The sequence below is a fragment of the Acinetobacter sp. Res13-Abat-PEC15-P4-01 genome, assembly GCF_015676285.1.
Taxonomy (GTDB): Bacteria; Pseudomonadota; Gammaproteobacteria; order Pseudomonadales; family Moraxellaceae; genus Acinetobacter; species Acinetobacter nematophilus.
This window is the reverse complement of record NZ_JADAIN010000038.1, coordinates 94424-111283: the sequence shown is the minus strand read 5'-3', so window position 1 is coordinate 111283 and position 16860 is coordinate 94424. Positions and strand designations below refer to the sequence as shown.

Below are 16860 nucleotides of genomic sequence, written 5' to 3'. Positions count from 1 at the left end.
TATGACGATTTTCGTGGTCTAACAAGCTATTGATTGTTCATTGATAAATACGATCATTTACTTCGGTTTTTTCTTAGTCTTTTTACTTGACCTACAGTTAACTTGAGCTTTGATACTAGCAAAAGTTTCCCTTTGATAGAATGTAGCCAGTATGAATTCCAAATCAGATCTTCCACAAATCAAATCATTTCAAATGACCAACCCGAATACGCTTTATAATCCCACAGCATTTGCGTATAGTCATGTGGCTGAAGTACGTCATTACTTGCGTATTTTGCACATATCTGGACAAGGTGGTGAAAACCAACAAGGACAATTATCCAAAGATTTTGCTCAACAAGTTCATCAAGCTTTTATCAATCTGCAACATGCTTTACATGCAGTAGATGCATCATTAATGGATATTGCTGTTTTAAGAATACTCGTGGTCGATCATAGCCCTAAAAAACATCAGTTTTTAATTCAGGAAATGCAACAGCTTTGGAAAAATCAAAATTTTCCAGCCTGCACATTAATTCCTGTCCCGTGTCTTGCCTTACAAGGGATGCTCATTGAAATTGAAGCAACCGCTTATTGTATGTAACTTCAAGAACTAGGAAATTTTTATGAATGCTCAACTCGATATTAGCCAGAATAAAGCATTACTTTGGCTGATGGCGATTGCCTGTGGTTTATGTGCAGGAGCAAACTACTATAGCCAACCTTTAATTCACTCCATTCAACAATATTTTAATATGCCTGAGTCACAAGTTGCGCTTACTGTGACTTTTGCACAAGTATCTTATGCACTTGGGCTGTTATTTATTGTGCCTATGGGTGATATCGTCAATAAAATCAAATTCATTCCTTGGCTGATGTTTTGTGCTGCCCTTGGTTTATTGATGTGTGCTTTTGCCATTAATCTTCCCATGCTTTGGGCAGGAACCATCATTACAGGCCTATTTTCTGTTGCTGCACAAGTCCTCATTCCTCTTGCAACCATGGCCGTAAAACCTGAGAAAACAGGCGAAGTCGTTGGTTTCCTGATGAGCGGGCTCTTGGTTGGATTATTACTATCAACCAGTCTAGCAGGCTTGTTATCAAATTTATTTAACTGGAAACTGATTTATTTTGTCAGTGCCGTACTGATGCTGATTCTGGCTTATTTACTGAAAACCCGCCTACCGCATGTGCCTATTTTAAAAATGAGTTATGCCCGAATTTTTCATTCGATGGCATTGCTGCTTAAACAAGAGCGACGTTTAGTTTACCGCGCCATTATTGGTGGTTTTGTTTTCGCAGCCATGAGTATTTTGTTTTCTACTATTGCTGTTTTGCTGACCTCAAAACCCTTTAACCTGCCAGATGTATTGGTTGGTGTAGCCACATTGATTGGTGTCTTCGGTGCACTAGCGACTGCAAAAATTGGAAAAATCGCTGACCGGGGACACACCGCAGTTCTGACTTGGATTGGAATTGTTGTCATGATTTTAAGTTGGGGGCTACTCTATCTAGGGGGGACCTACTTAACCGCATATATTCTCGGTTATGGTTTGATTAGCTTTGGATTGGCTGTGGTACATACCAGCAATCAAAACATCATTTTCCGCCTACGCCCAGATGCAAAATCCCGCATTAATTCTATCTACATGACCGCCTACTTCACTGGAGGTGCCTGTGGTTCGGCATTGGGCGTTTATGCTTGGCATCACGGAGGTTGGACCATGACCTGTGTGGTTGGACTCAGCTTGGTATTTGGAGCTGCCCTGTTTTCTCTTTTAGATCGCCTATATCTCAATAGAGCACAGACCATTTAAAGTATTCTAAAATCAAAATCCTTCAAAATTTGAGGGATTTTGATTTTTTAAGAGACTTATTATTTTAATGAAAATACGCACACTGAAATCATTCTATTTGAATAATATTCACTATAACTATTGTGTGAAAAAATCGATCATAATATATTCACATTAATAGTCTGCGATAAAATTCCAAAAAAATGCGATGTACACAATTTAAATGGATATGCAGGTTACTATCTTGAAGCTATATGAATAAACAGTTGAGGAACAGTAATTATACGGAAGATAAATCTCAGACCTTTAAAGAAATTTGTACAGGACGATCAATATTTTTGAGAAAAACATCCACATATCCATGATTATTCAAATTTAAAGTTGGTACACTTTGTTCAAAATGATAACCCTGTCCTGTTTTTGTTAAAGCGTGATTGATGACATTCAACCAAGTTTTTTCAACTCGCACAATAACCAATATTCATCCTCATTGATCAACCAAGAGTTTATCCTTTATGAACAAAATACGATTAGCATACTTACCGATCAGTTTTTTATGTACTTTTTCAAGCTTGGTCTTCGCTGCACCAATAGGAAATGAAAACTTATTATTAAGCCAAGCTTTTATAAACTGTGACAACAGTGCCCAAGGCATTATTGAACAGGCAGCTTGTCTAAAAGATGAGGAGGAACGTCAAGATAAGCAATTGAATAATATCTATAAAAAATTACAATCGCATTTGAATGCTACCCAGAAAACGAAACTGGTTGCATCACAGCGTATTTGGCTACAATCACGTCAAAGTGATGCTGGACTGGAAACAACCTTGTATGGTCAATCACAGCCAGACAACTTGCAAATTTTACTTAATGATATACAACGTACAGCAGCCCGTACTGCACAATTGCAACGCTATCTGATTTTATTGCAATAATGCAAATCAAAGCATAGAAATACTCAAGAACGAACATCAAGATCAAGATAAAACTAAAGGTTAAACATATGAAAAAATTTAAAGGTACTACATTATTGTTTATCTCTTTTCTTCCTTTTGCAGCTTTTGCCGATGATGAAATAGCTCACCCTCTTCCAGATGATTCTTATATTCATGCCAAATTAAGCAGCAGTTATGGTCAATGCATCAAGCAAAGTGGTGCTGTAACATTTGAGATGCAAAGCTGTATGGACCAAGAATATGCTCAACATAAGAACCGCGTTGAACAGGCCGTTGCCAAAATTATCAGTCGTCCAGACAGTGTAAAAAAAGACCAGCAGATGGATGAGATCGCAGCATGGTGGGAAAACACCAGTAAGTATTGTAATTGGGAGCCTAAAACCGAAGGACAGGGACAAATGTTAGATGCACAGTCTTGCCGTCTGAACCGTATAGCTAATCTTGCGGATAAACTCAGCCACTATTGAGTCTCATAAATTAAAACTAATACCAACCAGTATTGTAGACAGGATTTCCCTTTAAACTCTTAAAATATTTTTGCTCAAATACTTCTGAGCTTAAGCAACCGTTTGCAGAATGCTTTCTGATTTGATTGAAATAAACTTCAATCTATTCAAACAAGACTGAATTGGTTTGTTGTAGCAAATATGCTGTCATGTACAGCATGTCTCTTTAGTGTATAAAATATGCTTGGCGTCACGGAGGCTGGACCATGACCTGTTTGGTTGGACTCAGCTTGGTATTTGGAGCAGCACTGTTTTCTCTTTTAGATCGCCTCTATATCAATAAAATAAAATCTGCTTAAAACAGTCTACACAACAAGCCCTCACCTGATGGAGGCTTGTTCACTTTTAATTCATGATACTTGTAATAATGGATAAAACGGCGTATCAAAATCAAAATTTTGAGGATTTTCCAAAATAATATGCATACATGCAGGGATGACTGCAATCAGGATATTACAACCATCTTGCAGCAATTTACGATTCATTGAGCTGTTACAGGTTGCTCCACCCAGTATAATTTGATGTTGTAAAGTCAATAAACGTTGAAAAACAATCCCCAATAAGCAGATTGAATCCTGTGCTTGTCGTGCTTCAGACACATGCTTTTTTTCTGCAAGAAATGCCTGTTTCCATACTTTCTGATTTATTTTTTGATTTTGATCATCCCAAAAATTTTGAAATGTATAGGGACTTTCAATCAGCCGAGTAATCGCATCATGATATCTGTCCCAAACAATATGCTGAATTTTTTGTTCTCGATCTAATCGCACTAGGGAACCGAAAAACTGGCTAAAATCTTGCTCGCCGTTATGGGTTTTAACCGGTTGCGGATTGATTGCACTTAAGGCGATCCATAAACTGAGGAATTTCAAATCAAGATCACTTTGCAGAATTACCGCTTTTTTGAGCCAGCTTAAGCCGCGATGTATACGTAAATTGAATTGCTCAGAATTTTCTGCTTTTTTACTTTTATAAACTTCTTCTAAAACCAACATCCCCAATACCTTAGATTATTTTTTTGATGATTTACCTTACGCAACGACAGTGCTGTGAGCAAGTTATTTATCTTAATTTTAAAACCATTGAGATAAATTTATCTTTATCACAAAAACATTCAACAAGAGAATCACTGGAAAAATCTTCAAAATTTCAAAGCCGTTAAATGATTCGTAAAAAAAATATCCACTTCGTCAAATTCAATCGTCTTATTTGGAATAGCAATAAATTGAGTGAAATTTTGAGTCACTTTTAATTAATGATTATTTTATTAAAGAATACATCTTAAAATAAATACTTTAATTTATTGATATTATTAAACATTAAATAAAAAATCAAAAATAAATTATTTTTTAATCGTACATTATTTACTCTTTACAAGTTTTGATTTAAGATTAAATTCAATTTAAAAATGTATTTATTATTAAAATATACAATTATCAGGAGTATAGCATGGATGATGCGATTTCCTTATCAAAGCAATATGCACAAGGAATAACCGACCCACTCCAAGAATTGGAAAGAGCATGTGATGTCATACAACAGGTCAATGACAGCACTTTTATTTCCTTGAGCTTGGAACGTGCTTATCGAGAAGCACGCGCTTCTACAGCGCGTTGGAAAGCCCATGTACCGCTATCTTTGTTTGATGGTATTCCCATTACTTGGAAAGACCTTTTTGATGTGCAGGGAACGATAACTACTGCAGGTTCAAAAACGCGAGAGCATCATGCCATTGCTCAGCATGATGCAGATGTCGTCATGCAATTGACTCGTATGGGCATGATCAATCTTGGAAAAACCAATTTGACAGAGTTTGCTTACTCTGGTCTAGGTTTGAACCCACACTTTGGTACACCCAAGAATGTAGCCGATCCACTATGCATTCCTGGGGGGTCGTCATCAGGCGCCGCAACATCTGTAGGACAAAAAATTGTGCCTATTTCTATGGGAACGGATACTGCAGGTTCAATTCGGATTCCTGCATCCTTTAATGGCTTAGTGGGTTATCGGAGTAGTGGTTCACGTTATAGTAAAAAAGGAGTCTTTCCTCTTGCAGCAAGCTTGGATAGCTTAGGTCCAATCAGTCGCAGTGTTCGTGATTGTATGGTCCTGGATCAGTTATTACTCGAGCAATATCACGCAAATATTCCTTCTGTGCCTAAGTCAAAGAACATTCAAATCCATATTGATTTAAAACTGCTTGAGCATCCAAACATTCAAGACGCTGTGAAGCAAAATTTCATACAAACAATTGAAATACTTCAACAGGCTGAGATACAGGTTGTGCATCAACGCATAGATGCTTTTGATCAGGCACAAACCTTGATTGACTCAGGTCAATGGTTAGGTGCTGCTGAGGCATATACCTTACATGAAGCCCTGTTACAAAGTAATCAAGCAGAATTCATGGATCCACGGGTACGAAAACGTCTGCTTTCGGCAAAAAATACATTGGCTTCTAGTCAAATCCATCTTTATCAGATGGCACAGCACTTAAAAGCAAAGTTAAAAATGGAACTGGCTGAAGGATTTTTACTGACGCCGACAACTGCACATACCGCCCCAGAACTTGCATCTTTAGAGTCAGATGAAGCCTTATTTACCCAAATAAATCTCAAGACACTCAGATTAACCATGCCAGGCAGTTATTTAGATATGCCAAGCATCTCACTTCCGAATGGAACCGACTCAAATGGGCGTCCTACAGGAATTCTACTCTCAAGCTACAGTGGCAATGATCAAAGTCTTTTATCCGCTGCTCTAGCTATTGAACATATTCTTAACAACACTGATTAGCGCAATCATTTTAATTCAATCAAACACTTAACCGTTTTTTTATCGAGGATGACGACATGGCTAAAAAGGAAATCTTAGTTTCATTTGGAATTGACGTTGATGCAGTCGCGGGTTGGCTGGGGTCTTATGGCGGTGAAGACTCGCCTGATGACATCTCACGAGGCTTATTTGCTGGTGAAGTCGGGGCAATACGTTTACTGAATCTATTTAAAAAGTATGGTTTAAAAACCACCTGGTTTATTCCGGGGCACTCTGTAGAAACATTCCCGGAACAAATGAAAGCAGTTGTAGATGCTGGACATGAAATTGGTATGCATGGATATAGCCATGAAAATCCGATTGCCATGACGCCTGAACAGGAGGAAGCCGTACTGGATAAAGCCATTGCGCTCATTACTGAATTATCGGGAAAACGTCCAACAGGATATGTCGCACCCTGGTGGGAGTTCAGTAATGTCACCAATGAACTTTTGTTAAAAAAAGGCATCAAATATGACCACAGTTTGATGCATAACGATTTCACCCCCTATTACGTACGAGTCGGGGATTCGTGGACCAAAATCGATTATAGCCAACAACCCGAAACATGGATGAAACCATTGATTCGTGGTGAAGAAACAGCATTGATTGAGATTCCAGCCAATTGGTATCTCGATGATCTGCCCCCAATGATGTTTATTAAAAAATCTCCAAATAGCCATGGTTTTGTCAATCCTCGTGACATCGAGCAAATGTGGAAAGATCAATTCGATTGGGTCTATCGAGAAATGGATTATGCCGTTTTCCCAATCACACTGCATCCAGACGTATCCGGTCGACCACAAGTTTTATTGATGTTGGAACGTCTGATTGAACACTTCAAAGCCCACGATGGGGTGAAATTCGTCACCATGGATGAAATTGCAAACGACTTCGCACAGCGCTGTCCTCGCAAAGGTTAAAAATTCCATAGAAGGAAAAGGAATGATGAGCGAAAACATAGATGTTAAAGGCAGCATTGATGTGAATCAGGCTGCTTCGCCAGACAAAACCATCAACTGGCAGCCTGAACAAATTCAGCAAAAAGATATCACTTATGCATCTTGGATTGCTTTTTTTGCATGGGTATTTGCAGTTTATGACTTTATTTTATTTGGCACCTTGCTGCCTGTTATGGGAGGACATTTCAACTGGAATGAGGCAGAACAAGCCAGTCTGGTGACTTGGATTGCAATTGGTGGAGCAATTGTCGCGTTTGCAATTGGACCAATTGTAGATCGTATTGGTCGACGCAAAGGGATTATTTTCACCATGACGGGTACAGCAATCGCTACTGCGATGACTGCAATGGCAGGGGTTGGAAAAAGTTCACTGGTTGCCATTCGGTCGATTGCCGGACTGGGCTATGCAGAAGAAGGGGTAAATGCAACGTACCTCACTGAAATGTATGCCACTTCAAAAGATAAACAGTTTCAAAAACGTAAAGGCTTTATCTACTCTTTAGTGCAAAGTGGTTGGCCTGTGGGAGCATTACTTGCAGCAGCATTGACTGCAATTTTACTTCCTTATGTGGGTTGGCAGGGTTGTTTCATCTTTGCCGCTATTCCTGCATTTATCATTGCTTTTCTAGCCAGAAATTTAAAAGAAAGTCCCCAGTTTCAAGTCGTGCAAAAAATTAATCAACTTAAACAGTCTGGAGAAAATGAACAAGCAGATCAATTGGCACGTCAGTACCATTTAGACGATCCCGAACAACAGAAAGTGGGCGTGATGGCTGCTTTTAAAGGTGCGGCATTACGTCCAACATTGGTTCTCAGTTTAGCGATCTTGCTGAACTGGTCTGCCATTCAAGTCTTTAGCGTATTGGGAACATCTGTGTTGGTGAATGTTCACAATTTGTCTTTTCAGAACTCATTAATCATTTTAATTCTCTCAAATCTGATCGGTTTTGTGGGCTATTTGGTTCACGGTTGGCTGGGAGATCGCATTGGTCGTCGCAATACTGTTGCCATGGGCTGGATGTGTGGCGGTGTTGCATTCTATACCATGATCGTTGCCTCTCATGACCTTGTCACAGTGGTCGCCCTTTATAGTGTCGGTTTATTTTTCTTGACAGGTCCTTACTCTGCAATGTTGTTTTTTATGGGGGAATCCTTTCCAACACGCATACGTGCAACAGGTGGCGCGATTGTACATGCGATGGGACCGATCGGTGCAATTCTAGCTGGTGCGGGTATCACCAGTATTCTTACTGGTGGTGGAGCCTGGGCAAGTGCCGCAATTTGGTTTGGCGCCCTACCTTGCTTCTTGTCTGGTTTGGTGATGCTTATGGCGCGCCACGTTAAACCTGAAGATGTGAAATAAGGAGATGATCATGACTTTAAGCAATACTCCAGTAGCATTTATTACCGGAGCTGCCAGTGGAATTGGACAAGCTTTGGCTGTTGCCTATGCAAAAACGAATGTTCGAGTGGTTGGTGGTTATTTTGAGCAAGATCCACATGATCCAAACATCACCAAACAACTGGTCGAAGAGGCAGGCGGACAATGTGTCATGATTAACGTAGATGTTAGCGATACGGAGTCTATGCAAAGCGCAGTACAAAGCACGATAACGCATTTTGGACGCTTGGATTATGCGATTGCCAATGCAGGTTTGTTACGCCAAAGCACAATTACAGACATGACAGATGAAGCATGGAATGAAATGTTGAATGTTGATTTAACAGGTGTAATGCGTACCTTCCGTGCAGCAAGTCAGTATATGCAAAGTTCAGGTGTAATGGTTGCCATTTCCTCTATCGCAGGAGGGGTTTATGGTTGGCAAGCACACAGCCATTATGCTGCGGCCAAAGCAGGTATCCCTGGCTTGTGTAGATCTTTGGCTGTTGAGCTTGCACCTAGAGGAATTCGTTGTAACGCAGTTATTCCTGGTTTGATTGAAACACCACAATCCCTGGATGCTCAAAACTCCCTTGGTCCTGAAGGTTTGAAACGTGCAGGACAAAAAATTCCGTTAGGCCGTGTGGGACGCGCAGATGAGGTGGCCAAACTGATTCGCTTCTTAACCAGTGATGATGCAAGTTACATTACGGGACAGAGCATTACTGTTGATGGTGGTCTAACCATTCGCTGGCCAGATTAATCAATAATCCCCTACACATATGTTGGACAGGCTTGATTTTGAAAATTGTAAATGAGGTCAAGCTGCTCTTTTCTTAGGAAGAAAACATGAAATTATTAAATGAATGTCGGGTTGTCGTGACGGGAGCCGCCAGCGGTATTGGTGCTGCGATTGCACAAGCATTTGCTAAACAAAACAGTCGTTTGCTATTAAGTGATTTAAATGCTGATGGTCTGGAACAAATTGCCCAGCTCTGTCGCCAATTGGGTACGCAAGTGACCACTATCGTCGCTGATCTGGGCACTGAACAAGGTGCGCATCAAACTGTGGATTGCTGTGTTGAAACATATGGTGGAATAGATGTTTTAGTGAATAACGCAGGCATTTTAACCCAAGCCCCATGTACAGAACTCAGCAAGAAAATGTGGGATGACATGCTGCGTATTGACTTGACCAGTGTATTTTTAACCAGTCAACGGGCATTGCCTCATATGATCAACCAAAATTGGGGACGAATTATCAATATTTCTTCTCAACTTGGGATTAAAGGTGGGATTGAACTGGCACATTATTGTGCAGCCAAAGCCGGTGTACTTGGTTTTACCAAGTCTTTAGCCCAAGAAGTGGCTAAAGACAATGTGTTGGTCAATGCGATTGCGCCGGGTCCAATTGCAACACCACTGGTCGATGGGATTAGTCAAAGCTGGAAAGATGAAAAAGCCAAACAGTTGCCTTTGGGACGTTTTGGGACTGCTGAAGAAATTGCTCCGACTGTAATTTTATTGGCGTCGGATCCCGGTGGCAATTTATATGTGGGTCAGACACTCGGACCAAACAGTGGCGATGTGATGCCTTAATCAATGGAGCAATCGTGCAATGTGTGGATTATGTGGATTAATGGGTGAACAACAGGATTGGACAGACAGCCTAAGATCTGATCTGCCTAGACGGCGAGAACGTTTACGTAAAATTAAACTGCTTAATCAGCTTACTGCACCCTATCGCTTATCAATTGCTGACTTTCAGGGTGTGAACTATCTGATCCAGACACCTACCGGCAAACAAAGTATTGCCAATGGGCTTGATCAATTATGGAACGAAATCCAGTACTTAACGGGACAAAAAATAGATGTTCTTGATCCTCGACTGTTATCACATTTAGAGGCTTTATAAATATGACGATCCCCGTGCATATTGTGACTGGTTTTTTAGGCAGTGGAAAAACCACGTTGATAAAAAAACTACTGACACAAACACAAAATGACAGCACGATTGTTTTGATTAATGAATTGGGTGAAGTCGGCATCGATCATCTGTTGGTACAAACCGTTGCTGATAATACCTATTTACTGGCCAATGGCTGTATGTGTTGCAGCGTTTTAACCGACTTAAAAGACAGTTTATTGAAGTTATTACAACAACGTAAACAGGGAAACATTCCTGATTTTAAGCGCGTCATTATTGAAACGACAGGTTTAGCCAATCCAGCAGCAATTTTGAATACAATTCATCATGATACACATCTTAAAAATCAGTTTTATGTGCAGGGATTAAGTACGGTGGTGGATGCTGAGTTAGGTCATTTACAAGCTGACTTGCATCCTGAATGGTTAACTCAAGTTGTTGCTGCGCATCAGATCATTTTGAGTAAGACTGATCGGGTTGACCTTTCAACACAACAGCTTCTGTCTGAGAAAATACAACAGGTTCATCCTGAAGTGAATATTCTCTCCCTCGACCAAGTGGCTTCCATTGATGATCTCTTTTGCCGTGATCTAGCCCAACAGCAGCATATTTCACGTCCGCAATTTTTTCTAAGAACACAACAAAAAGAACATGCAATGACTCAAAGTTGTGTATTGGAATGCAGAGAAAAACTGGATTGGATGGTATTGGGGCTATGGCTCAATCTATTACTCAAGCAATATGGGGAAAATATTCTACGTGTAAAAGGAATTTTAAACTTAACTGAATTTGACCAGCCTGTTCTGATTCACGGCGTACAACACTGTTTATATCCTCCAGAACATTTAACCCAGTGGCCCTGGGAGGATCACTATTCACGTATTGTCATGATTGTGAGGCATGTTGATCTTGAGCAGATACAAAAATCATTTCAAATTTTTATGGAAAAGTTGAACTAAGTTAATCACGAAAGCCTTCAAACTTCGATGTTTTTAAAAAACATGGAATAGGATTTCTACGCCTTGATTTAACAACTAAAAATACTTTCTTGGCTCTCAACTTTTAAGTTTTCATAAGGAGTTATCACCGCCTGCAAAGATAAATACAGCAATAATCAAGGAGTCATCATGAACTAGAACAATTCCAAAAGTAGGGATACTGAGGTTTTAAATTTTATGTTTTTTTATAGAGAAAAGAACATGAATCATCAAAAATATGGAGTAAAAAATGAGAAAAATAGTATGCATGATTGCAATATCAGGGTTATCTTCAACATCATCAATTTATGCAAAAAATGCTTTTTCAAATGACAGCCTATGGATGTTGGGTGATGGACAGGGTCAACGCAGATCTTTGATTGAAAAGGGTTATGATTTTGGCATAAGTTATACTGGTCAAGGTGCAACTGTACTTGACACCCAAATTAGCAGTGAGAAAGATTCAGCCTATGCGGATCAATGGAGTTTTTTAGGAAATTTTGATTTAAATAAAATTTTGGATTGGAATGATAATGAAGCGTTGATCAATATTACTTATCGAACAGGTAATCAAGTTGAAAATAAGTCACAGGTGCTGTCTCCACATATCAGTCAAGTTCAAGAAGTGTATGGTCGAGGGCAGACTTGGCGTCTAACGGACTTATGGATTAAAAAGAAATTCTTCGATCAAAAGTTAGACGTAAAAATCGGACGATTGGGTATCGGTGAAGACTTTGCCAGTTTTGATTGCGAATTTCAAAATCTTGCCCTATGCGCAGGTCAAATTGGGCATTGGTCGGGAGATCAATGGTATAACGGTCCTGTGAGTCAGTGGGCAACTCGCGTTAAATGGAATATTTCTCCAAATTTATCGGCACAAGTAGGTGCATATGAATACAATCCTGAAAATCTAAAAAGAAGTAAAGGCTTTAACCTCAGTACAGATGGTTCCAAGGGTGCACTGATTCCGATAGAGCTGATCTGGAAGCCTCAAAATTTAATTCAAAACTTGGCTGGTGAATATCGTTTAGGTCATTATTACAGCACTGCGGATGCAACAAACGTCCAAATCAAAGACGATCGTAAAGAACATAAGAATGGGACTTGGATTTCAGCCAAACAGCAGATCACCACCCATTCAGGTGATGTAAATCGCGGTTTAACATTGATGGGACAATTTGCTCTTTATGACAATAAAACCAGTATTTTTAATGATGTAGAAACACTTGCTGTGACTTATAAAGGTCTATTTGATCAGCGAAAACAAGATGAAATTGGGCTTGGTATATCACGAATTGCTGTCGACAGCCGGCAAAATCCTCAGTTGAATAACGAGATCAATGCTGAACTGTATTATAGTTTGCTTGCAACACCGTGGCTTAAAGTTCGTCCCAATCTTCAATATATTGACCATATTGGCGCAAATGAAAATCAGGGTGATGCTTGGGTGGCTGGGCTAAAGTTTAACCTTAATTTTTAAAATGCCTTTGATCTTATATCCGATCAGTTAGAAACGTAGTAACTGCAATACGCTACGTTTCACTCAAACTAAAGTGAGTAGTCAAAAAATCATGACATTTACAAAATAAACAAATCAGCATATACAATACTCAAGTTAGATCATGATGATCAGTTCTAAGGGTTTGGATCATGATTTTAGTTTAGAGTCAGCGTCTGTAATAAACGATTGTTCCCTAAAAAAGCAGGATAATGCATACTTTGAAAACATCATCTAAACCGACTTTAAGGGTCTTAGGTACTTCAGTCACCTTAATTGAAGCGATACGACAACAAGCTGAAAAAGAGCTTGGTTTTGATATTGAATATCAAATTCATGACCCGCAAACCGCACAACGTATTGCCGTATTAAATCCAGATCAATATGACCTTTACGATCAATGGTTTCATAATATTGATTTTGTTTGGCCAGTGAGATCCATTCAACCGATTGAAATAAAAAAAATTCACCGATGGAATGAAATTAATGATTTAGCAAAAAAGGGAACCTTGGTTGCCGATCAAAAACTGGCGAAAGGTGGCGTTCCAAGTCAACGATTATATGTACAAAAAGATGGTACGCTCGGTCGTCAGGAATCTGAACATATCAGCATGCTTCCCCTGACCCACAATGTAGACAGTTTTATTTATTTTCCAGAATTTTTACCTAAAAGCCTACATGATCAAGCTGAAAGTTGGGCATGGCTGTTAGAGCCAAATTGGAATGGTTGTGTCACCGTACAAAACGATGCCGCCATTGGTGCACTCGATTTGGCAATGGCGGTACAAGGTTCGGGACAATTACAGTTTAAAGATATCGGGAATTTATCTTTATCTGAAATTGATCAATTAACTTCAATTTTGCTTGAACTTAAACAGCAACAGCATTTTAAAGATTTTTGGGCAGACGATGAGCATGCCTATAATTTAATTGTTGATCAAAACATTCATATCGGCAGTTTATGGTATCCAGCACTGATCAAATTATTAAAAGCAAAACGGGACTTTAAAATTGCCAAACCCGTAGAAGGCTACCGTGCCTGGTTTGGAGGATTGGCATTATCTCGAAATTTACAGGGGCAAATGAAAGAACAGGCTTATGCATATCTCAACTGGTGGCTTGATGGTTGGGCAGGTGCCATGATGGCAAGACAAGGCATGTATATTTCCAATCCACTGCGAGCACGAGAATATTTAAGCTCGGCTGAATGGGATTTTTGGTACATGGGTAAACCTGCTGCAGAAGCATTGATGGGAATTGATCAGCAACCTTTAATTAAAAAAGGGATGTCGCGCCAAGGTGGATCATACATGGAAAGAATGGGACATATCGGGGTTTGGAATTCAGTCATGGATGAACACAACTACTTGGTCAGAAAATGGAAAAACCTGATGCAGCACTAAGTTACGACCATTATTCCATTCAAATGATTAGGAAATTCTTTCAAGGTAAGGAGGAATATTCGGTTCAGGAATAATTGAAAAGACCTTTAAATATTCAATCGAACGCTTTTTGGCATTGATGAGATGCTTTTCTAAATACTCTACGCCTTGATCAATCGAACCACACAACAAAGCTTCTAAAATGGCGCTATGTTCTTCTAACATCAACTCATAATTACTCAAATGAATTGCCTCATGAATTACTCGACTAATCAGAATAGAGCTTTGAGCATTGTATAAAATATTTGCCATTTTCTGATTATGCCATTTGATATTGCATAACGTTTGATGCAAATCTGCCTCAATCTGTTGAATCAATGAGGCATTCACGTCCTGTTTATGGGTTTGTGCATGGATAATACGATTTAACATCTGCTGAATATCATCATAAGAAACATGATGAATATTGGCTTTTAACGCCAATGGTTCAAGAATTAAGCGCAGTTCATAGTTTTCGATTACACTTTGTGCGGTTAATGGACCTGCAAGCCAATCGCCGTACGCTTCTTTTTCTACTAAGCCCTGTAAATGCAGGCTTTTTAATGCTTCACGAACAACATTTCGTCCCACATTAAAATGCTCAGCAATCCGTTGTTCATCGAGTCGATAATGTCCATGTAAAACGATATGGGAAATACATTGATAAAGCTCATCATAGACTTTGTCGCTTAATAAACGGGTATCAATAATTTCTTCATCAGATGCCAATCCCAATAACTCTCGTGTAATCTCCAGTCTGATCGGTTCAATATCTTTTAATTGTTTTGGGTTAACCAAATAACCACGACCTTCAAAACGCGAAATTAACTGTTGATCAAATAAAAGTTGTAGTGCTTTACGCACAGGAACACGGCTGGTGTTAAAAATATTGGAAAGAGGTCCTTCCAGTAAGACAACGCCTGTGGACAGCGTATGGCTGCCGATCACATTTTGCAAAGTCTCAAAAATACTCTGATAACGTGAATTTGCTTGAGAAAATGTTTGAGCCGTCATAACAGGATATACATTTAGGAAAGGACTGGAATCAAGTAAATCATAATTTACACCAATATTGACCAAGCTAAGCGATCTGATCGAAATAAATTAAGAAAAATCAATAATACAGCTTGTATACTGTCCCTTAGCTTAACGTTAAAGTAAAAAAAAGATCAATATAATCAAATATAAAAATTCATACCGGGTAGAAAAAGAAAAAGTTGCCTATTGTAATCACAGTGCGAAAACACCATGATTCAAGGCAACTTTTCTTTTTCGTCAAACAATAAAGTTTTTTAAATACGCTGGATTTAGAAATTCATATTAAATTTCACACCGCCTACCCATGCATCGCCATAGGCTTTATTGGCGCCAATATTTTTGACATATTGAATATTTGGACGCACTGTTAACCAAGGAGCTGCTTTTAAGCCATAATAAATTTCTGCATCCAATTCATCATCAAACTTTTCATTGTTGACTTTTCCTTTAAACTTTATAGCATCTGTATTTACACCGATCCTCGCTAAACCGATTCCAATTTCATCGCTTGGACGAGCATCAAATAGTCCCATGTAGACCAGTGCAATATTTTGCGCATCACTATAGGCACTGGTTTTATCATCATAAAAAGTAGCCTGCCCCATTAGAGTCAATCCACGAAATTCATCGCCATGGTGACGAGTCAATTGCTGTTTTGCTGAAAGCCAAGCTGCCCATTTATGATGATCGGCATCAAACTTTTGGGAAATTCCCGGAACGGAATAATCCACTTGAACATTCTGAGTATCTACGGTGCTGGCGAAATACCCCAGTCGGTACTCCCCCGGTAAACTCAAACCTGCACTGGTTTTTTTCGGTTGCCAGACGATTTCCAATGGAATCACTGCACCATCTGAACCATCTGTACTTAAGTTAAAACCATCACTGGCAGTCGTTGCATTGGCGTTGACCGTATTGCGTTCATATATTCCCATTTGGACTGCCAATTCAGGATGAATATTGTATTTGACGCGACCTGCCCATTGGCTGACTGGTCCGTTGTACCATTGGTCTCCTGCCCAATTCGCCACCTGTCCACCACATAAGGCTAGGTTTTGAAATTCGCAATCAAAACCGGCAAAGTCTTCACCGATACCAAAACGTCCCAGTTTCACATCTAAACGCTGATCTAGAAATTTCTTTTTAATCCATAAGTCAGTTAACCGCCAAGTTTGTCCTCGCCCATATACTTCTTGCGTTTGGTTAAATTGAGGAGCCATAACACCTGCTTCAGTATTCAGTGCTTTTCCACCACGATGGGTAATCACAATTTTTGCTTCTGTATCGCGCCAGCCGAGTATTTTATTTAAATCAAAGTTTGCACCAAAAGCCCACTGATCAGCATAAGCATTGCCTTTACCATCCCGATCAGCATTAACCACACCTGCAAACTCCCCGGTGTAACCGATATTAAAGTCATACCCCTGATCTTTTAATTCGCTTCTTTTACCATTCCAATCTCCCAGCATCCATGGACTGTCTCCACGGAAAGCATCGGATGCCATTGCAGTATTCATTGTTAAGCCACTGGATAGCGCAATAATTGCGAGTTGTACCTTTCTACTGTTTCCATTTTGAATTTTCATAATATTGTCCTTAATCATT

General features: G+C 39.5%; 17 protein-coding genes and 1 pseudogene. 13 read left to right on the top strand and 5 right to left on the bottom strand.

Going from position 1 to position 16860, the window contains the following annotated elements:
- Positions 1-151 precede the first annotated feature (151 nt).
- Both IMO47_RS14640 and IMO47_RS14635 read left to right on the top strand, forming a co-directional pair.
- Positions 152-583 (top strand): RidA family protein, encoded by a 432-nt coding sequence (locus IMO47_RS14640; RefSeq protein WP_004827725.1) that lies wholly within the window; start codon positions 152-154, stop codon positions 581-583.
- A gap of 22 nt (positions 584-605) precedes the next feature.
- Entirely contained in the window at positions 606-1796 is a 1191-nt protein-coding gene (locus IMO47_RS14635; protein ID WP_196076460.1) for an MFS transporter, read from the top strand.
- Between the two features lie 277 nt (positions 1797-2073).
- On the opposite strand, the gene IMO47_RS14630 is transcribed toward IMO47_RS14635, so the two are convergent.
- Positions 2074-2253 carry a hypothetical protein gene (locus tag IMO47_RS14630; RefSeq protein WP_227552231.1) on the bottom strand — a complete coding sequence of 60 codons (180 nt, stop codon included), beginning with the start codon at positions 2251-2253 and terminating at the stop codon, positions 2074-2076.
- 37 nt (positions 2254-2290) lie between these two features.
- On the opposite strand from IMO47_RS14630, the gene IMO47_RS14625 reads away from it, so the two are divergent.
- Positions 2291-2710 carry a lysozyme inhibitor LprI family protein gene (locus IMO47_RS14625; RefSeq protein ID WP_196076461.1) on the top strand — a complete coding sequence of 140 codons (420 nt, stop codon included), beginning with the start codon at positions 2291-2293 and terminating at the stop codon, positions 2708-2710.
- 68 nt (positions 2711-2778) lie between these two features.
- Positions 2779-3198, top strand: a complete 420-nt coding sequence (locus IMO47_RS14620; RefSeq protein ID WP_196076462.1) for a hypothetical protein — start codon at positions 2779-2781, stop codon at positions 3196-3198.
- 16 nt (positions 3199-3214) lie between these two features.
- Here the strand turns inward: IMO47_RS14620 and IMO47_RS19720 are convergent.
- Positions 3215-3434 (bottom strand): annotated as a pseudogene (locus tag IMO47_RS19720) (IS3 family transposase); the annotation flags it as partial.
- A gap of 153 nt (positions 3435-3587) precedes the next feature.
- The gene (locus tag IMO47_RS14615; protein ID WP_196076463.1) at positions 3588-4232 is read right to left on the bottom strand and encodes a HEPN domain-containing protein; all 645 of its coding nucleotides are present in this window, start codon (positions 4230-4232) and stop codon (positions 3588-3590) included.
- A gap of 454 nt (positions 4233-4686) precedes the next feature.
- Here IMO47_RS14615 and IMO47_RS14610 point away from each other — a divergent pair, with 454 nt between their 5' ends.
- From IMO47_RS14610 to IMO47_RS14570, 9 genes are all read left to right on the top strand, one after another.
- Positions 4687-6033: an amidase gene (locus IMO47_RS14610; protein WP_196075195.1), complete on the top strand. Its 1347-nt coding sequence runs from the start codon at positions 4687-4689 to the stop codon at positions 6031-6033.
- 56 nt (positions 6034-6089) lie between these two features.
- Complete coding sequence (locus tag IMO47_RS14605; RefSeq protein WP_196075194.1) at positions 6090-6974, top strand: polysaccharide deacetylase; 885 nt, start codon at positions 6090-6092, stop codon at positions 6972-6974.
- Between the two features lie 22 nt (positions 6975-6996).
- Complete coding sequence (locus tag IMO47_RS14600) at positions 6997-8376, top strand: MFS transporter (protein ID WP_242052672.1); 1380 nt, start codon at positions 6997-6999, stop codon at positions 8374-8376.
- A gap of 10 nt (positions 8377-8386) precedes the next feature.
- Positions 8387-9157, top strand: coding sequence for an SDR family NAD(P)-dependent oxidoreductase (locus tag IMO47_RS14595; protein ID WP_196075193.1), 771 nt, complete (start codon positions 8387-8389; stop codon positions 9155-9157).
- An 86-nt stretch (positions 9158-9243) separates the two neighbouring features.
- Positions 9244-9993, top strand: coding sequence for an SDR family NAD(P)-dependent oxidoreductase (locus IMO47_RS14590; RefSeq protein WP_196075192.1), 750 nt, complete (start codon positions 9244-9246; stop codon positions 9991-9993).
- A gap of 19 nt (positions 9994-10012) precedes the next feature.
- Complete coding sequence (locus tag IMO47_RS14585) at positions 10013-10309, top strand: hypothetical protein (protein ID WP_196075191.1); 297 nt, start codon at positions 10013-10015, stop codon at positions 10307-10309.
- 2 nt (positions 10310-10311) lie between these two features.
- Positions 10312-11280: a GTP-binding protein gene (locus tag IMO47_RS14580; RefSeq protein ID WP_196075190.1), complete on the top strand. Its 969-nt coding sequence runs from the start codon at positions 10312-10314 to the stop codon at positions 11278-11280.
- Positions 11281-11548: 268 nt separating this feature from the next.
- Complete coding sequence (locus IMO47_RS14575; RefSeq protein ID WP_196075189.1) at positions 11549-12778, top strand: carbohydrate porin; 1230 nt, start codon at positions 11549-11551, stop codon at positions 12776-12778.
- 230 nt (positions 12779-13008) lie between these two features.
- Positions 13009-14199 carry an extracellular solute-binding protein gene (locus tag IMO47_RS14570; RefSeq protein WP_196075188.1) on the top strand — a complete coding sequence of 397 codons (1191 nt, stop codon included), beginning with the start codon at positions 13009-13011 and terminating at the stop codon, positions 14197-14199.
- Between the two features lie 27 nt (positions 14200-14226).
- Here the strand turns inward: IMO47_RS14570 and IMO47_RS14565 are convergent, their stop codons facing one another.
- Positions 14227-15231, bottom strand: a complete 1005-nt coding sequence (locus IMO47_RS14565) for a GntR family transcriptional regulator (RefSeq protein ID WP_196075187.1) — start codon at positions 15229-15231, stop codon at positions 14227-14229.
- Between the two features lie 293 nt (positions 15232-15524).
- Complete coding sequence (locus tag IMO47_RS14560; protein WP_196075186.1) at positions 15525-16841, bottom strand: carbohydrate porin; 1317 nt, start codon at positions 16839-16841, stop codon at positions 15525-15527.
- Positions 16842-16860: the final 19 nt, after the last annotated feature.